Origin of the sequence: Mesorhizobium sp. LSJC269B00 (assembly GCF_000502815.1) — a bacterium.
Lineage (GTDB): Bacteria > Pseudomonadota > Alphaproteobacteria > Rhizobiales > Rhizobiaceae > Mesorhizobium.
In genome coordinates this window covers 28,753-45,513 of sequence record NZ_AYVN01000019.1, presented here as the reverse complement: position 1 = coordinate 45,513, position 16,761 = coordinate 28,753, and the positions used below count along the sequence as shown (strand labels likewise).

The following is a 16,761-nucleotide window of genomic DNA, read 5'->3' as shown; positions in this document are numbered from 1 at the left end:
GACAGTGAAATCCACTAATCCCGCTGCACATCGGTTGCCGCTGGTTGCTAGGGGTCTGGAAACTCCGTCAGGTCAGCTATGTCATATTTCATAACGCCTGAGGAAGGTGCACCAAAATGGGCAAACTTAACTTGCCGGCCGACAAGAAAATCGCGGTTAATTTAGGCGCCGATTTCGACGCTCAAGCATTGTGGCTGGGCGGCTTCAACCGCCCCACGCCCTCGTCCATGTCTCGAGGTGAATTTGGCGCGGCCGTTGGCGTGCCGCGGCTACTTGACTTGTTCAAGAGGGAAGGCATCAGCTCCACATTCTTCACTCCCGCGCACACCGTCGATACCTTCCCCGAAATCACCCGGCGCATCTGCGACGAAGGCCACGAGATCGGTCACCATGGCTACTACCACGAAAACCCGACCCTGCTTTCGCGTGACACCGAGAAACGGCTGATGGATCTCGCGTTCAAGACGTATAAGAAGGTGCTCGACCTTAGGCCGGTCGGGTATCGTTCTCCTTATTGGGACTTTAGTGACAATACTCTCGATTTGATTGAGGCGGCGGGTTTCAGTTATGACAGTAGCTTGATGGCGCGCGACCTCGTACCTTACCGTCCGCAGCGCTGGCAGATACGTTGGGAAGAGGGCAACGTCGCTGGTCCAGCGAGCAAGGTGCTGGAACTTCCCGTCAGCTGGTATCTCGACGATTGGCCCCCACTCGCCTATACCGGAACTCATGTAGGCATGGGAGATACAGAAATAGTTCTTCGCCGCTGGAAGGACATCTTCGACTACGCCTATAAGAACCAGCCCGGCGGCGTGTATGCCTTGGCACTGCACCCGCAAATCATTGGCCAAGCCCATCACATGGTCATGCTGGAGCGTCTTATCGAATATATCAAATCGCATGAGGGCGTATGGTTCGCGAGTTGTGAGGAGATCGCTGGGTGCTGGGTGGACGACGACAACGACCGGCGCATGATGGCGCTGCCGGATGCCCGCGGCGTCGAGCCAATGCCTGCTGACTATAACTGGCCGGACCGACGCGCGTGATTTCACGCTGGTGCTTCAACACCCAAGCCAGATACCGCGACACGCTGACACTGCTGCCGCCATTCGCGAGCGAGCAGGCAGGCTGTGCCATCGACCGAATAACCGTGAAAGACCTGACGCCGGCAATCGTCCGCAAATTCCTAGACCACCTGGAACACGATCGCCGGAACCGAAGGGGGCGTCCATGCCATTATGGCCGCCGGGGTCCGCGTCGAAATCAGGAGGTTCGCTGGCGCGGCGGCCGCAAGCGGGCGCTGGGCACGCGCAGGCCCATGCTCGTTCCCGATCGTGCCAATGCCCGCTGGAGCATGGACTTCGTCTCCGACACTTTCACTGACGGGCGGCGCTTCCGGGTGGTCCCCATGGTTGACGACTACACGAAGGAATGCCCGGCGCTGATCGCCGACACCTCGCTCTCGGGTCTGCGCGCCTGCAGGGAAAAGCTGCGCGCACCGCTGTCTCGCCTGCCGCCGCTCCTTATAGGTGCTACGGCACCGAGCCGACCTCGATGGCGGTCCCGGGGTGGTGCCAGCAGGCCGGCGTGGAATGGCACTACATCGCGCCGGGCAAGCCCATTGCAGAACGCCTTCGTCGAGAGCTCATCGGGCGCTTCAGCGACGAATGCCTCATTGACACACTGTTCTCGACGCTGCCGGAAGCCCGCAGCGATCACCTCATGGAAGGAGGGTTACAACCACCACAGGCCACACTTGGCCCTCGGCAACATGCCGCCGGTCGAGCTCGCAATGAAATCCACGCTGGAAAACAGGCCGCATGAGGCTAGAAATCAAACCCAGGACTCTCCCTCCAACGGAGGAGATTCGGGTCTCAGGTCACCGACACTGCAGAAGGCGCGTCAGCTGACCTGGGTGGAACTCCTCCCCTCGATACGTTGGAACGTACGAACCGGCCGCAGGTTAGAGTAACGTTGACCAGAACTGGTGCGGCCTAGGTCATATCAATTTCACAGTGGCTACCAAAACTTTGATATTAGCGGGCCTTTCAGTGACCGTTATCGTTGGCGTGATCTTGGGAGTTAAGAGACGTATGGGTCTGGGCATTAAATGCGGGATCTTTGCACATGCCTCCACCAGCTAGGCTAAGCTGAGTACGCTGCCGACTATGGCTCGGGGCCGAGCCTGGAGCGTTCGAAGCACGTAGCGGACAGAAGCCGATTTGTGGAACTCGAAGGGCGGTGGATCATGAGCATCAGAGTTGGGCAATGGGACGGAAAATGTTGAACCCAATCACTGTCGAGATCGTCAGGAATGGATTGATATCCGCCGCGGAAGAAATGAACGCGATGCTGATCCGCTCCGCATTCACGCCGATCATCTATGAGATGAAGGACTGCGCTGTTGCGATCCTGGACCGCGACCACAAGGTTCTCGGCCAATCGTCGGGCCTGCCGATATTTCTCGGCAATCTGGAAATCTGTTCGGAATATACGGAGCGCAAATTCGGCAGGCACATTTGGCGCGAAGGCGACATCTGGGCACTGAACGATACTTACGTGGTTGGTACCCATCTCAATGACGTCTCTGTATATGCACCGATCTTTTTCAGGGGCGAGCTCTTTGGTTTCGCCGTATCCCGAGCCCATTGGCTGGACATTGGCGGCAAGGATCCGGGGCAGTCGTTCGATTCAACGGAGATATTCCAGGAGGGCCTACGCCTTCCGCCCACCCGAGTGGCAATAGGGGGCGAAATCAATCATGACGTGGTTGACGTTATCGAGGCCAACACCCGACTACCCAAGGGAGTAATCGGCGATCTAAAGGCGCAGATCGCGGCTGCGAACGTGGGGTCTCGCCGCGTTATCGAACTCCTCGAAAAATATGGAGTTGAAGTTGTTAACGAGGCAAAGAAGGTCATCTTCGATCAAACCGAAAGCTTTGAACGGGCAGCCATAGAAGCGATTCCGGATGGAGAATACTCGGCGGAAGGCTTTGTCGACGATGACGGATTGGGAAACGGCCCGCTACAGGTGAAAATGCGAGTTACTGTAAAGGGTAGCGATATCGAAATCGATGTAACCGAGGCCAGTGACCAGGCGCCCGGCCCGATCAACAGCGGCGCTTCCCAGACAATCTCAGCATGTCGGGTCGGCTTCAAATATCTGTTCGCATCGGACAAGCCGGTTAACGGTGGCTCGTTTCGATCGCTGTCAGTAAAACTGCGCGAGGGATCGTTCCTCGCCTGTACCAGTCCCGCACCGGCAAACTGGTACTTTAGTTCGCTGGGATTGCAAATCGATCTCCTCGCTAAGGCACTGGCCAATGCGATGCCAGACAACGTAACAGCTGCTGACTATGGCGATTCAAATCCGGTGATCATGTCGGGCACGGATCCCCGTAGTAGAGGGATTTTTATCGATTTCGAGTGCCATGTCGGAGGCTGGGGGGCGTTCCGTGGTCATGATGGGGTCTCCGGACTGATCAATAAAGTGAATGGCGGCCTGAAGGACATTCCCATCGAGGTTTGCGAGACGCGCTATCCGCTCAGGATCAAGGAGTATTGTCTCCGCCCAGATTCCGGCGGCGCCGGACAATGGCGAGGAGGCTGCGGCATAAACAAGAGTTACGAGATGCTGTCCGACAATTGCTCTGCTGGCTTCTGGTGGGAAAGGTCTGTTACCCCTGCTTGGGGCCTCCTCGGAGGCATGCATGGTCGTCCGCCCTCGGTAATCGTAAAATCCTCCGAAGCAGGAGAAATCAGTTGCCTGAAAGCTAATGGCATCAGGCTGAAGTCTGGCGATTTGATCATTTGCCGGTCCGGCGGTGGCGGCGGATACGGCGACGCTTCGCAACGCGATAGAAACGCAGTCGAAGACGATATCATTGACGGGTTTATTACCGTCGAAGGCGCAGTTCGAGACTACGGCTACGAACCAAAAACTCTGACAAAGAGTTGCTCCCTTCCGTAGTTGGTTACGCTCCGCTCGGCCGGGAATTGTGGAGGAAAAATGCACGATAAAAACAGGTCGCTTATGGATCTGGATAAGCATGCGCTGATCCATCCATACACAAATCTTGCCAACCATCAGCGCACTGGCCCGTTGATAATTGAACGTGGCGACGGCATCCACGTCATCGACGAGAATGGCAAGAGCTATATTGAAGGGCTAGCTGGGCTATGGAGCACTTCGCTTGGCTTCAGCGAACCCGAACTTGCGGCCGCGGCTGCCAAGCAGTTCGACAAGTTGCCAACGTATCATAGCTTCAATGGCATGGCGACTCGACCAATGATCGAACTCGCCGATCGCCTAAAGGATATGGTTCCCATATCTGACGGGCGCGTTTTTTTTGCCAATTCCGGGTCTGAAATCAACGACACGGTCATCAAGCTAATTTGGTACACCAACAATATTCTGGGCCATCCCGAGAAGAAGAAGATCATTACGCGTCTGCGCAGCTATCACGGCGTCACGCTTGCGACAGCTTCCATGACCGGTTTGGAACCGTGTCACAACGGTTTCGACCTGCCGCTCGATCGGTTTCTAAAATGCATGTGCCCAGATTACTATCGTGAGGGCCTGCCGGGCGAAAGCGAAGAGCAGTTTTCTGAGCGCTGCGCGGACGATCTTAGAAAGTTGATCGAGCGCGAGGGTGCGGGCACAATCGCAGCATTCTACGCCGATCCGGTGATAGCTGGCGGCGGCGTGGTGCCGCCGCCAGTAGGCTACTTCGATAGAGTTCAGAAAATCCTGAAGGAAAATCAGATCCTATTCGTGGCGGACGAGGTTATCTGCGGCTTCGGACGCACCGGGCGCGCATTTGCCTCCGATACCTACCATCTGCAGCCAGACGTTATCACAGTCGCCAAGGCCCTTTCCTCCGCCTATCTGCCGATCTCGGCCGCAATTGTGGCGCCGACTATCTGGGAACCGCTCATAAGCGGCAGCGACAAGTATGGCGCATTCGCACACGGCTTTACCTATTCGGGTCATCCGGTGGCCGCGGCGGTCGCGCTCCGGACCCTTGAAATTTATGAAGAGCGCTCGATTTTCCAGCACGTCCAGTCTGTCGGAAAACATTTTGCGCAGCGCATTGATTCCTTCGCCAGCCATCCCCTGATTGGGGATATTCGACGGGTCGGTCTGCTCGGCGGGATTGAATTTTCGTCTGACCCAGCCACTAAGGCGCAGTTCGACAAGTCACGGAAAGTAGGCCCGTACTGTAGTCAGCAGTGCCGGAGTCATGGACTGATCATCAGGAATATCGGGGACATCATCGCTTTTTGCCCTCCGCTGATCATCACAGAACCCGAAATAGACGAGATGTTCCGACGGTTTGATGTTGCCCTAGCCGAAACTTGGGAAATAGTACAAGCCAATGCCTAGCACCATCGTTACAGGCCAGCACAACTCGACGACTGCCGGAGCGAATTCGGGCTATCCGACGCTCGGGATGTTCATCGATGGTGAATTTATCGAGTCCAGCTTGGCTGCGCCCCTGGAAGTGATAAACCCAGCTGACGAGACAGTGTTAGGTCTTCTGCCTTCGGCCACTCCCCAATTGCTGGAAAGGGCGGTGCGTTCGGCTGAGCGCGCATTTCGGTGCTCGCGCCGATTCTTGCCTGAGAACCGGAAGGAAGTATTGGAACGAGCGGCCGATATTCTTGCGGAAAGGGAAGCCTCGATTTCATTGCGTATAGTTCTAGAACAGGGCAAGCCGCTGGGCCAGGCCCGGGCCGAGGTCGGCCGGGTCGTCGAGCTTTTTCGATATTATGCGCAGCTGGCGCTGGAATTGTGCGATGCCGATCTTGGGGATAACCGACAAGCAATCAAGCGTTCGTCGAAACCAGTGCCGATCGGTGTCGTTGCAGCCTTTACCGCCTGGAATTTTCCTCTGGTGCTGCCGGGGCGTAAGCTGGCGATGGCAATAGCTGCTGGCTGTCCCGTTATCTTGAAGGCGGCAGAGGAAACACCTACGGCAGCAATTGAGCTCGTACGGGCCCTTCAGGAGGCCGGCTTGCCAGAGGGATATCTGAATCTGGTCTTTGGCAATCCCGCTGAGATTTCAAGACAGTTGATCGGATCGCCGGTGGTTCGAAAAATCTCGCTCACTGGCTCGATCCCGGTTGGTAAATCCCTTGCGCGTCTGGCGGCGGAGGGAATGAAACCCGCAAGCATGGAATTGGGCGGGCACTCTGCCGCGCTTGTCTTCGCAGATGCCGACATAGATGCAGCAGCAAGTGAACTTGCCGCAGCCAAATTTGCGAACGCCGGCCAAGTCTGCACCGCTCCTAGCCGACTTCTCGTCGAAATGCCGGCTTATGACAGGTTCGTGGACGCTTTCTTGTGCAAAGTTAACAGCTTAAGGATCGGAAATGGGCTGGATCCTGATACAGATATCGGTCCACTCGCGCATTCGCGCAGAATTGATGCCACAGTCGGGGTGGTCGAAGACGCGATAGCTGGTGGAGCTCAGATCATCGCCGGTGGCAATAGGGTCAAGGGGCCAGGTTATTTCTTCGAACCTACAGTACTATGCGATGCGGCCCCTGAGAGCCTTATCATGCGCGACGAGTATTTTGGCCCACTCGCGCCCATCACGGGGTTCACTAATGAGATGGAAGCGGTGCGCATGGCGAACGCCTTGCCCTATGGACTGGCCGCTTACGCCTATACGCAATCACGCGAGCGCATCGAACGTTTGACTGTAAACCTCGATGTGGGTGGTGTGTTCGTCAACACGACCGCCACGGTTACGGAGTTCACACCGTTCTGTGGCGTGAAGCAAAGTGGCTACGGATATGAAGGTGGCCGCAGGGGGCTCGATACATTCGTTCATTACAGGTTGATCAATATTGGATGACAACTCGTCGAGGGAGAGGAACGAAATCTCATCGGAGCGTCGGCAAGTGATGAACATACCATCCGGCTGCGGACGTGGTCGTATGGTAGTCTGACTGTTGTCCTACTGACGGAGTACCGAGTAAGAATTCGCGTTGCCAGCGAAGGGACGATCCTCGGCTCCCGGCCAGGGCAGGCTCAGTTCAGCAGCTTCTCGATGTCGAGCTTGGCAAAGATCCTTGTGCTGTCGATGCTCCGCTGACGAAGAAATCAAGTGGCAGATCTCGGCAAAGCTTGATCTGATGAGGTGGACGGCCTCCGCTCCCGGCATCGCAATGTGCCAAAGTGTGGCTGTCGAAAGTCACATGAGGGAGAGCCGTCCATGGAGAAGGTTAGCACAATCGGATGTCGCCAAGCACGTGTTTCATGTGCACGGCGTTGATGCGCAGGGCGCAGTGGTTGTCCGCCGGAAGTTGCTTCGCGAGGATGTAGTCGCATTCTTTACGTCCTTGCCGGCGTGCTTGATCGGCATCGAAGCCTGCGCAACGAGCCATCACTGGGCTCGTGTCCTCACGGCTCTGGGGCATGAGGTTCGCCTGATGCCTGCGTCATACGTCATGCCATACGTGAAGCGGCAGAAGAATGATGCTTCGGATGCCGAGGCAATCTGCGAGGCGGTCACGCGACCGACGATGCGCTTTGTTCCGACAAAGAGCGAGGAGCAGCAGAGCGTGTTGATGCTGCATCGCGTCCGCGAGCTTTTTGATCCGGCAGCGGACAATGCTGGTGAACGCCTTGCGCGGCCACTTGGCGGAGTTGGGCATCATAACTCGTCAGAGTGCTACAGGGCTGAGCATGCTCGTCGCGTTGGTTGAGGACGAGGGGCACGACCTCATTCCCCCGCTTGCCCGATCGGCCCTCTTTCTTTTGGTACAGCAATTGCCTGAGGTGCACGAGAAGGCGAGAAGGTCGGTGAGCTGGACCGACATTCACATCTGGCATTGTTCGCACGAGTTGAGCCGTCGCCTCGAAACGATCCCCGGGATCGGTCCGATCACCGCCAGCGCAATCGTTGCGACCGTGACAGATGCTTCCCTGTTCAAATCCGGCCGGCAACTCGCGGCTTGGCTTGGCCTTGTGCCGCGACAGAACTCATCGGAGAAAAGGATCGGCTCGGGCGGATCAGCAAGCAAGGCGATCCCTACATCCGTCGCCTTCTTGTTGTGGGAGCCCATGCCGTGCTTCGCTTCTGTCGTAAGGGCAAAGCGGCACCCACTCCCTGGGCTGCCGAGCTTCTGGCGAAAAAGCCGTACAACGTCGTTGCGGTGGCCTTGGCAAACAAGATGCCCGGATCGTCTGGGCGCTGATGACTACGGGCAAGCGCTTCGCGGATTCACCGGCGTAGTGACGTAGTCGCAGAGGAAGCGCAGAGGTTGGTGAGGTGCTGATGGTGTGATGACGGACGGTCGAACCGGGATCGGAAAACCCGCTCAGTGGGTGCCGCTCAAAAAGCGCGTTGACCTGTCTGGGATCCGATCCGCGGACTTCATCAAGGCCAGCGGCATGAACAGGCCGGTCATCAATGTCAGAAAGCCCTTGCCACGCGGAGGCCGTCCATACATGCCACTGAACAGTCATCCAGTGGCGAATAGAGCCTTGGCCGTTTCTGTTACGCCTCTTGGCGCGGGTTGAGCAACCGGCGGAGGCGCAGAGCCTTCCATCAGCACAGCGTCGGAGCCGGTTGCGGTGATGTCCTCGGCGTATGCCGCCGGGGTCTGGTAGCCGAGCGAGGATGAGGCCTCCCGGTGTTGAAGTCGTCCCGCCATTCGGCATGGGTATCTGCGGCGCGCCGGTCTTGCCGGGCTGAGCTGGCCACTGTCCGAAGAAATGGATGACGAGGGCCTTGAGCTGCAGCTCTTCCCGGCTCCGATGGCGGCATCGCAAAGCCCCCGCCGGCCGGTGCCCGATTGGACCTATGTTGAGAAGGAGTTGCGCCGGCCCAGCGTAACGCGCGTGCTCTGTGGGAGGAGCATCGCGCCGCCAACCCCGACGGCTTTGGCTAACGTGGTTTCGCAAGACCTCAGAGACCTGCAAAGGGCGCGCGCCCGACGATGCGCCATACGCACCTAGGCGGCGAGAAGGTGTCTGTCGATTTCGCCGGCTATACCATTGACATCTTCGATCCCACCACCGGCGAAGCACACCCCATGAAGCTGTCCGTCGCCGGCGATGGTGTCGGGGCACGTAATCGCAGACGATCAATCGGGGAACGCCGTAAAGATCCGAAACGTCCGGACATGCGAGCCAATCCCGTCGGAGAGTTTCTGCATTAGGTGAAGCTGGAGGCCTCGAGCACTGCCACGAAGATCTCCGCCTCGCGGATCCACCGGTCTTCCGGTCAACGACCGGGATCTTCTTGCCGGAATAATCGACGCAGACCTGTCGCCGGCGGCATGCTCTTGGGCGCATCGTCGGCGAAAGTCGCTGCTCGAAGTTTCTATAGAGCTCATAGAAGTGACGGTAGCCGTATTCGTCGGGGTGCGACTCACGTACCCCTCCCAGAGGATGAGCAAGGTGTGACGCCGGGCTTCTTGAGCACGGCAAGATCGGCCAGTTCGGTTCCGCGCGTCGTCTCGTGCCCTGTTTGATGCCCTTGCGACGGAAGAGCTTGTGCTCAAGCGCATCGTCGGTCAGCTCCGCCGGCAAGGGCCAGCTCAATCCTACCGCTGTTCCGCGCTGCAGATTTCCAGTCCCGCTTCCGGCAAGCGAAGCATTCATCTTAACTGTCTCATGGCCAGCCTTGCCAGCATCGAAATGTCCTCGTTCATGGCGGGGCATTTGATGCCAACAGTGCTGACCCAGGAACTAACCTTCAGCCGAAAACCGGCCGGCTTTTGATTGAAATGGTGGCCGGTTTGAAATCGGGAATGACGGCCGGCTTCACGTCCGAATCTGCACCTGTTCGTGCGGACCATCGCCATCGCGACATCCTCGACGAAGATTGGCATGGCTAATCTCGCACGCTATGTCAGGCACGCTGGGCGAATTGACGCCCCTTGAACGTCGCAATTCCAGAAATTCAACGAGACGCTCGGTGCCCCACCGCCAGCAACCGCAACCTTGCAACAGATCCTTAAAATAACATTACAGAACCTTTGCGACTGCAGATCGCTGACAATGGTACCTTCATCGCAAATCTGAGTTCAGGCGAAAAAGCCGACGCTTGTTTGCGCTCAGACTGCCGCACAGCGCGCAACGGAGGTCAAGCCCATGACAAGAAGAGCACTCGTCCTGGTAGAAGGCGGTCCCTGGGGTTGTGGTCTGCTATACGTCCAAGCGGCCCAGCGTCTTGGCCTGCGTCCAATTATACTGTCGTCTGATCCAGCGTCCACCCAGTACGACAATTTTGCGTCGGAAAGGACTGAGACAATCCGTGTCGATACAGATGATCTCGATGCGCTGATCCGCGAATGTTCCCAGCTGAGTGAGACCTATGGCATTGCTGGCATCACGAGCCAGGAAGAGGAGGTCTATGCGACAGTCGGCAAACTCTGCCGGCATTTCAATCTGCCGGGACCCAACCCCGCATCCATTGAACGATGCTGCGACAAATTCACTCAACGTGAGCTCCTCGCGGAGGCTGGCGTTCCAATGCCTGCTTATCGCGTGGCAGTGAATGCGACGGAGGTTGAAAGCGCTGCCGCGGAGATCGGCCTGCCGGTGATTCTTAAACCAACCGTAAACGGCGGTAGTAGCGGGGTCCGATTGTGCCGCAACGTCGATGAGTTAGCCGAACACACGGCCTATCTGTTGAGCGGAAAGCACATACGCGTGCCTTCGCCAACACANCAACGTCGATGAGTTAGCCGAACACACGGCCTATCTGTTGAGCGGAAAGCACATACGCGTGCCTTCGCCAACACAGCGCAAATGGCAGTCCTCGCCGAGAATACTGGTCGAAGAATTCGCACAAGGCCCTCATTTTATCGCTCAGATAATGGGAAATGAGGTCATTGGAGTCACCGCCGGCGAGTTCCACCGCCCACCGCATTTCGTCTTTCGTGGGGGCATATTTCCGGCCCAGCTGACTGATGAGGAGCGTGCGCGGATCGCTGATGTTTCGCTGAGCTGTTTGCGAGCTCTCGACCTTGGATGGGGACCAACGAACATTGAACTCCGGTGGACGAAACATGGCCCAGTCGTCATTGAAGTCAATCCGCGGCTTGGTGGCACACCCGATCCTCAAATGGTTCAGGCGGCTTGGGGTGTTGATCTCGTCACCGAGCACATCAAGGTTGCCATCGGCGACGAATGCGATTTGCGCAGAAGGCATTCGTACACTGCAGCCGCGCGGTTCCTGGTTGCTAATCGCGATGGCATCCTCGATTGGTTCCATGGTGGTCAGGCGGCTGATGTACCAGGTGTCGCCGAAGTCAAATTCTATGTTGAAGCCAAGACGCCGATCGTCAGGAAAGGCGACTACCGAGACTGCATTGGACATGTCGTCGCTGCTTCCCCCAGCGTTGCTCAGACCGAGGTGATACTTCAACGTGCCGTCGACTTGATCGATTGGTCGATCACACCATTTTCAACCCTTATAGAATAGGATCTGCGGGAAGGCTTCAGATCAAATACTTGTGTGCTTCGGGGTGTCGGCAGGTTCGAACTGCGCTATGGGCGCACTTACGCCGATTCCGTTGAGGACGTCGGCGACGGGCGTGCCGCGAGGCGATGCTTGGCGAGTTCCGGAGGTTCTGGGCTGTGGCTGCGAGATGGAACTTCGTCGTGGGCGCCGCTCGGTCCCCAGAAGCTCGCGGCCCTCGGAGCATTTCAACTGGAGCAACCCCGGAGAAAAGCCATGATCTCACTAAATATCAACGGTAAAGAGCACGAGGTTGACGTTGACCCCGAAACCCCAACTCTTTGGGTCCTGCGTGACACGCTAGGAATGAGCGGTACTAAGTTCGGCTGCGGCGCAGCCCTCTGTGGCGCTTGTACGGTGCATCTAGATGGCGAGGCCATCCGCTCATGCTGCACACCGATCTCCGCCGTTGAAAGCCGGAAGATCACCACGATCGAAAAAACGACCGATGGCACAGATCGCGTCGGCGCGGCCGTCCACGCCGCATGGATGAAGCACGACGTGGCACAGTGCGGTTATTGTCAGAGTGGCCAGATCATGAGCGCGACGGCCTTCCTCGCCTCGCTGACCGTTGGCGCGCTGCCGACCTCCGAAGAAATCAACTCCGCCATGGCTGGGAACATCTGTCGTTGTGGAACCTATGCTCGTATCCACGTCGCAATAGCCGCCGCCGCCAGCACACTCGTATGAAGGAGGCACCACGTGTTAGCCAACACCTTAGACCACAGGGACCTGCCACGTGCGCTGCAACACATGCTGGAGAGGGGGCAATCAAAAGTTGCTCGCGGGTTGCCGCGCCGAAGCTTTCTAAAGTTGACTGGGGCCCTCGGGCTGACAATCGGCGTTTTTCCGCACGTCGCTCCCGCGCAGTCCACCCATGCGGCTGGGACGGCCCGCAACCTCGAACCTATGGACAAACCGGCTGCATTTGTGCAGATCGCGCCCAATGGCGAGGTCACCGTTACAGTCAATCGCCTGGAATTTGGCCAAGGTGTACACACTGCGTTGCCGATGATCCTGGCCGAAGAACTGGATGCCGATTGGACCCTGGTGCGCGGGCGGCTAGGCACCAACGACGCTGCCTATGCTGACCCAGTCTTTGGCATTCACATCACGAGCGGATCAAGCACGATCAAGAACAGCTTCATGCAATATCGCGAGCTTGGCGCCCGCGCGCGGGCCATGTTGGTCGGTGCCGCAGCCGCGCGCTGGAACATGAACGTGTCCACATTGCACACTAAGGGGGGCATGGTCCTAGGCCCCGATGGCCATAAGCTTGGTTATGGCGACCTCGCCGACGCCGCCATGGAACAGCCCGTGCCCTCGCTAGTGAAACTGAAGGATCCGAAGGACTTCCGCATTATTGGGCGCCCCACCGGGAGGCTCGATGCACGCGCCAAGACTAGCGGACAACAGGACTTCGGGATCGATTTGCGGCGGCCCGGACAAATGACCGCAGTGGTCGCCCGTCCACCGGTTTTCGGCGCCCGCATAGCCTCTTTGGACGACAGCGCCGCCCGCAACGTCAAGGGCGTGAAGGCCGTCCTGCGCGTGCCGCTGGATCGTGGTGCAGAGGGCGTGGCCGTAATCGCCGACGGATATTGGCAGGCCTCTCAAGGCCGCAATGCCGTTAAGGTGGAGTGGGACACATCGATTGTCGAAAAAGTCGACAGCGAACAGCAACTCGCGCAATACCGCGAAATGGCCGCTCGCCCCGGTCCGCGCCAGTTCGATTCCGACATGGCGCCGTTGGAAATGGCGCCCCTGAAACTAGAAGCTGAATTCGTGTTCCCGTATCTCGCCCACGCGGCGATGGAACCGCTGAACTGCACTGTTGCGCTCGCCGAGAGAGGGGCCGAATTGTGGGTTGGCAGCCAGAGCGCAGGATTGGATGCCGGAGCCGCGGCGGGCGTGTTGGGTCTGAAACCCGAGCAGGTTGTCCTGCACGTGCAGATGGCGGGCGGAGGTTTTGGCAGACGCCTCTCAAGCACGAGCGATACCGTGATCGAAGCCTGCGAAATCGCTAAGGCGGTTCGCGCCGCCGGGCTGAACGCGCCGGTGCGCACGATCTGGAGCCGAGAGGACGATATGAGGGGCGGCTATTACCGTCCCATGCACCTGCACCGCGCTCGCATCGGCTTTGACGAAGAAGGCAATGTGCTGGCCTGGGATCACAGCATCGTCGGCCAGTCCGTACTTGCGGGATCAGTGTTCGAGCAGGTCGAGGTGAAGAACGGCATCGACCCCACCGCGACCGAGGGCATGCGCAACCCCTATCCGCTCCCGATGCGCCTTACGGTGCATCACCCCAAGATTAACGTGCCGGTGCTTTGGTGGCGTAGCGTGGGCTCCACTCACACCGCTTTCGTCATGGAGACCTTGCTCGACGAGATCGCTCGCACGACCGACCAAGACCCTGTGGCCTACCGCATGCGGCTCTTCGGTGATCAGCACACCCGCCACCGTGACGCACTGCAACTGGCCGTGGACAAGAGCGGCTACGGCAAGACGCAGATTCCCGAGGGTCGAGCCTGGGGTGTGGCCATGCACGAGTCTTTCAGTTCAGTGGTGGCCTATGTGGTCGAAGCCTCCGCCACTGACGGACAACCGGTGCTGCACCGGGTCACCGCCGGTGTGCACTGCAATCTTGTGGTGAATCCTAGAACCGTTGAAGCCCAAGTGCAGGGCGCGGCAGTGATGGGCCTGTCAATGTGCCTGGCGGGATCTGCAATAACGCTCAAGGACGGCGTCGTCGAACAGAGCAACTTTAGCGAGTATGCCGTGGCGCGCTTGACGGATGTGCCGGAATTCAACATCCACATCGTGCCAAGCGCCGAACCGCCCACCGGCATGGGTGAGCCCGGTCTACCACCCTTGGCTCCGGCATTTGCCAACGCCATCGCACGGCTCACCGGAAAGCCGGTGCGCCAGTTGCCCTTCAATCTGAAGTAGTCCGCCCTGAAGAACGGCTAAGAATCCTCTCTGATTGGGGTCGTTTTGGTCAAGATGCTCCTGCACTTTTTTCTGGACCGTTGCGTGGGTCACTCGCTTCTCTTCGCGGTCAGCGCTTGGGCCGCCGCATGATGGGGTCAGGAGGGCGAGGCGTCTCAATCTGTTTCACGACCTTGCCGCGCTTGGGCCGGCAGGTTCGGGATACTCGACGAGATCGCCTCGCCCATCGTCCCAAGGGAACGATCCAGGCATCGCCCTTTCGGGCGAAGGCTTTGTTCGTGTTGCTTGCTCCTCGATCTGTCTCAGTTCACGCGGGCCAGGTGAACAGGCTCCTTTCCAAAGCGGAACTCGGTCGCGTGGGCCCACATGCGATGCAGAATGACGGCCAGTTTGCGGGCGACCGCGACCCGGGCTCGTGCCATGCCGCGCCGCCTGGCCATGTTCATGCCCCATGCTCTGAGGCTCGACCACTTCTTCGATCGCACCAGCAGTGTGTGGGCCGCCTCATAAAGCGCGGTGCGTGCAAGTTCGTCGCCGCATCGGCTGACCTTCCCTGGATGTCGGTTTCGCCGGACTGGTAGCGTGCCGGCGTCAGACCAGATGCGCCCCCACCACCTGCGACGAGCCGAACCGCTCAGGCCGGTCGATCGTGGCGCGGAAGGCGAGCGCGGTGATCGGCCCGACGCTCGGCGCGCTCTTCAGCCGCCGGCAGACTTCTTCATTGCGGACGATGTCGACAACCTGCTTCGTCAGGCGGGCGAACTCTCTCAACATGACACCGAGGATTGCAAGCAGCGGCTCGACCATCGCCATCACTTCGGCGTCGGCGCCCGTCAGCTCACGCACGCGGCCGGCAAACGCGCTGCCCGACGGCGGGCCCCTTGACGCCGGCCTCGCGCAGGATCGCCCGCACTACGTTCTCAATCGAACGCATCTCGTTCAGCACCGTGCGGCGGGCAACCAGCAGCGAACGCCACAGCCGGCACTGCCTGCTCTTGACATGCACCTGCCGATACCAGCCAGTGCGCATGATCTGCGCCAGCGCGCGGGCGTCATTGCGGTCGGTCTTGTTGGGCATCGTCTTCATCGCCGCCTTGGCCTGCCGCGTCTCGATGCAGGTCGCCGGCAAGCCTTCGGCGTGTAGTCCATCGTGAAGCCAGGCCGTCAGCGAGCACGCTTCCAGGCCGATCCGCTCAAGCGGCAAGCCGGTCCCCTTCAGCGCGTCACGCAATGCCTGCGGATCGCTCAACGCTCTCGCCTCCTTCACGATCCGGCCAGTCTCGTCGGCAATGCAAATAGAGGTCTCTTCCAAAGACACGTCAAGTCCGGCAAAGTACTTCATGGCTGCTCCTTCCAAATGTTTGTGGCGACTCACATCGACCACGTTTTCACATTTCGATAGGAGCAGCCGCCATCATCTGGCTCGGGAGAGACCCCAAATCACCCTATCTGTTTTGAAAATCAGGGATGGGCGTTTCTGCGGATAAGATTGCCGCCCATAGCGAGGATCATGGCGTGAGAGACGTCGATGCGCTTCTCGTAGTCGCGCACGAGCCTCCGCCACCGCGTCATCAAGCCGAAGGTTCGCTCGACGACCCAGCGGCGGGGCAAGACTTCGGAGCCCTTCTGGTCGTCGGATCGGCGGATGATCTCGACCACGAAATCCAGATCAGGCGGCCTTGTACATGAGCTTGAGCCGATCGTAGGCGCCGTCGGCGAACAGGTGGTTCACCCAGGGCCAGAGCGCCGATCCCGGTGAGAAGCAAGGCCCCGCGAAAGACGTCCAATGCCGGCAAAGCGAAAAAGAGGTAGGAGGCGCTTGACGTTAAACCGCCGAATAGAAGAAGCCAGTCGGTGAAGACCACCGAAAGCGGCGGAGTTCGTGGCTTCGACGCCGGCAAGAAGGTCAAGGGCCGCAAGCGGCACATCGTCGTCGACTCGCTGGGCCTGTTGGTCGGCGTCGTCGTTCACGCCGCCGACATCCAGAACCGCGACGGCGCGCCGGCCGTCCTGAAATCCATACTCGAGCGCTGGCCGTGGCTGCGCCATGTCTTTGCCGATGGTGGCTATGCAGGGCCGAAACTGCGGGGCGCCCTGCAAAAGATCGGCAAGTTTACGATGGAGATCGTCAAGCGGTCGGACAGCGCCAAAGGCTTCGAAGTCCTGCCGCGCCGATGGGGTCGTCGAGCGGACCTTCGCATGGCTGGGCAGATGCCGAAGGCTGGCCAAGAACTTCGAGCGATCCATCGAATCCGCACAGGCCTGGGTCTTCATCGCAAACATCCGCATGCTCACCCGACGGCTCGCAAGGACCTGAAAACACG

8 protein-coding genes and 7 pseudogenes are annotated in these 16,761 nt (G+C 58.9%); 12 read left to right on the top strand and 3 right to left on the bottom strand.

Annotated features, from left to right (window positions below):
- The first annotated feature begins 116 nt into the window (after positions 1-116).
- From X771_RS137160 to X771_RS01000000165530, 6 genes and pseudogenes are all read left to right on the top strand, one after another.
- Complete coding sequence (locus X771_RS137160; protein ID WP_023690395.1) at positions 117-1,046, top strand: polysaccharide deacetylase; 930 nt, start codon at positions 117-119, stop codon at positions 1,044-1,046.
- 541 nt (positions 1,047-1,587) lie between these two features.
- The gene (locus tag X771_RS1000000169545) at positions 1,588-1,824 is read left to right on the top strand and encodes a transposase (RefSeq protein ID WP_245262803.1); all 237 of its coding nucleotides are present in this window, start codon (positions 1,588-1,590) and stop codon (positions 1,822-1,824) included.
- A 456-nt stretch (positions 1,825-2,280) separates the two neighbouring features.
- On the top strand, positions 2,281-3,972 hold the full coding sequence (locus X771_RS137165; RefSeq protein ID WP_023690394.1) for a hydantoinase B/oxoprolinase family protein: 1,692 nt from the start codon (positions 2,281-2,283) through the stop codon (positions 3,970-3,972).
- 39 nt (positions 3,973-4,011) lie between these two features.
- On the top strand, positions 4,012-5,388 hold the full coding sequence (locus X771_RS137170) for an aminotransferase (RefSeq protein ID WP_023690393.1): 1,377 nt from the start codon (positions 4,012-4,014) through the stop codon (positions 5,386-5,388).
- Positions 5,381-6,865, top strand: coding sequence for an aldehyde dehydrogenase family protein (locus tag X771_RS137175; RefSeq protein ID WP_084566843.1), 1,485 nt, complete (start codon positions 5,381-5,383; stop codon positions 6,863-6,865). Before X771_RS137170 ends, X771_RS137175 begins: the two co-directional genes overlap by 8 nt.
- Positions 6,866-7,225: 360 nt before the next feature.
- A pseudogene (locus tag X771_RS01000000165530) lies at positions 7,226-8,248 on the top strand (IS110 family transposase).
- A 229-nt stretch (positions 8,249-8,477) separates the two neighbouring features.
- On the opposite strand, the pseudogene X771_RS1000000169540 reads toward X771_RS01000000165530, so the two are convergent.
- Positions 8,478-8,674: pseudogene (locus tag X771_RS1000000169540) on the bottom strand (integrase core domain-containing protein); the annotation flags it as partial.
- Between X771_RS1000000169540 and X771_RS1000000169535 the strand changes: the two are divergent.
- From X771_RS1000000169535 to X771_RS137200, 5 genes and pseudogenes are all read left to right on the top strand, one after another.
- Positions 8,668-9,092 (top strand): annotated as a pseudogene (locus tag X771_RS1000000169535) (IS21 family transposase); the annotation flags it as partial. The pseudogenes X771_RS1000000169540 and X771_RS1000000169535 sit on opposite strands and share 7 nt — an antisense overlap.
- 421 nt (positions 9,093-9,513) lie before the next feature.
- Entirely contained in the window at positions 9,514-9,741 is a 228-nt protein-coding gene (locus X771_RS1000000168440) for a hypothetical protein (RefSeq protein WP_156936047.1), read from the top strand.
- A gap of 372 nt (positions 9,742-10,113) precedes the next feature.
- A pseudogene (locus X771_RS1000000167555) lies at positions 10,114-11,449 on the top strand (acetyl-CoA carboxylase biotin carboxylase subunit family protein).
- Between the two features lie 252 nt (positions 11,450-11,701).
- Positions 11,702-12,175, top strand: a complete 474-nt coding sequence (locus X771_RS137195; RefSeq protein ID WP_023690383.1) for a (2Fe-2S)-binding protein — start codon at positions 11,702-11,704, stop codon at positions 12,173-12,175.
- 63 nt (positions 12,176-12,238) lie between these two features.
- Positions 12,239-14,437, top strand: coding sequence for a xanthine dehydrogenase family protein molybdopterin-binding subunit (locus X771_RS137200; protein ID WP_050587504.1), 2,199 nt, complete (start codon positions 12,239-12,241; stop codon positions 14,435-14,437).
- 302 nt (positions 14,438-14,739) lie between these two features.
- Here the strand turns inward: X771_RS137200 and X771_RS1000000167550 are convergent.
- A pseudogene (locus X771_RS1000000167550) lies at positions 14,740-15,779 on the bottom strand (IS110 family transposase).
- A gap of 119 nt (positions 15,780-15,898) precedes the next feature.
- Positions 15,899-16,178: pseudogene (locus X771_RS01000000165525) on the bottom strand (transposase); the annotation flags it as partial.
- A gap of 104 nt (positions 16,179-16,282) precedes the next feature.
- Between X771_RS01000000165525 and X771_RS01530 the strand changes: the two are divergent.
- Positions 16,283-16,754 (top strand): annotated as a pseudogene (locus X771_RS01530) (IS5 family transposase); the annotation flags it as partial.
- Between the last annotated feature and the right edge of the window lie 7 nt (positions 16,755-16,761).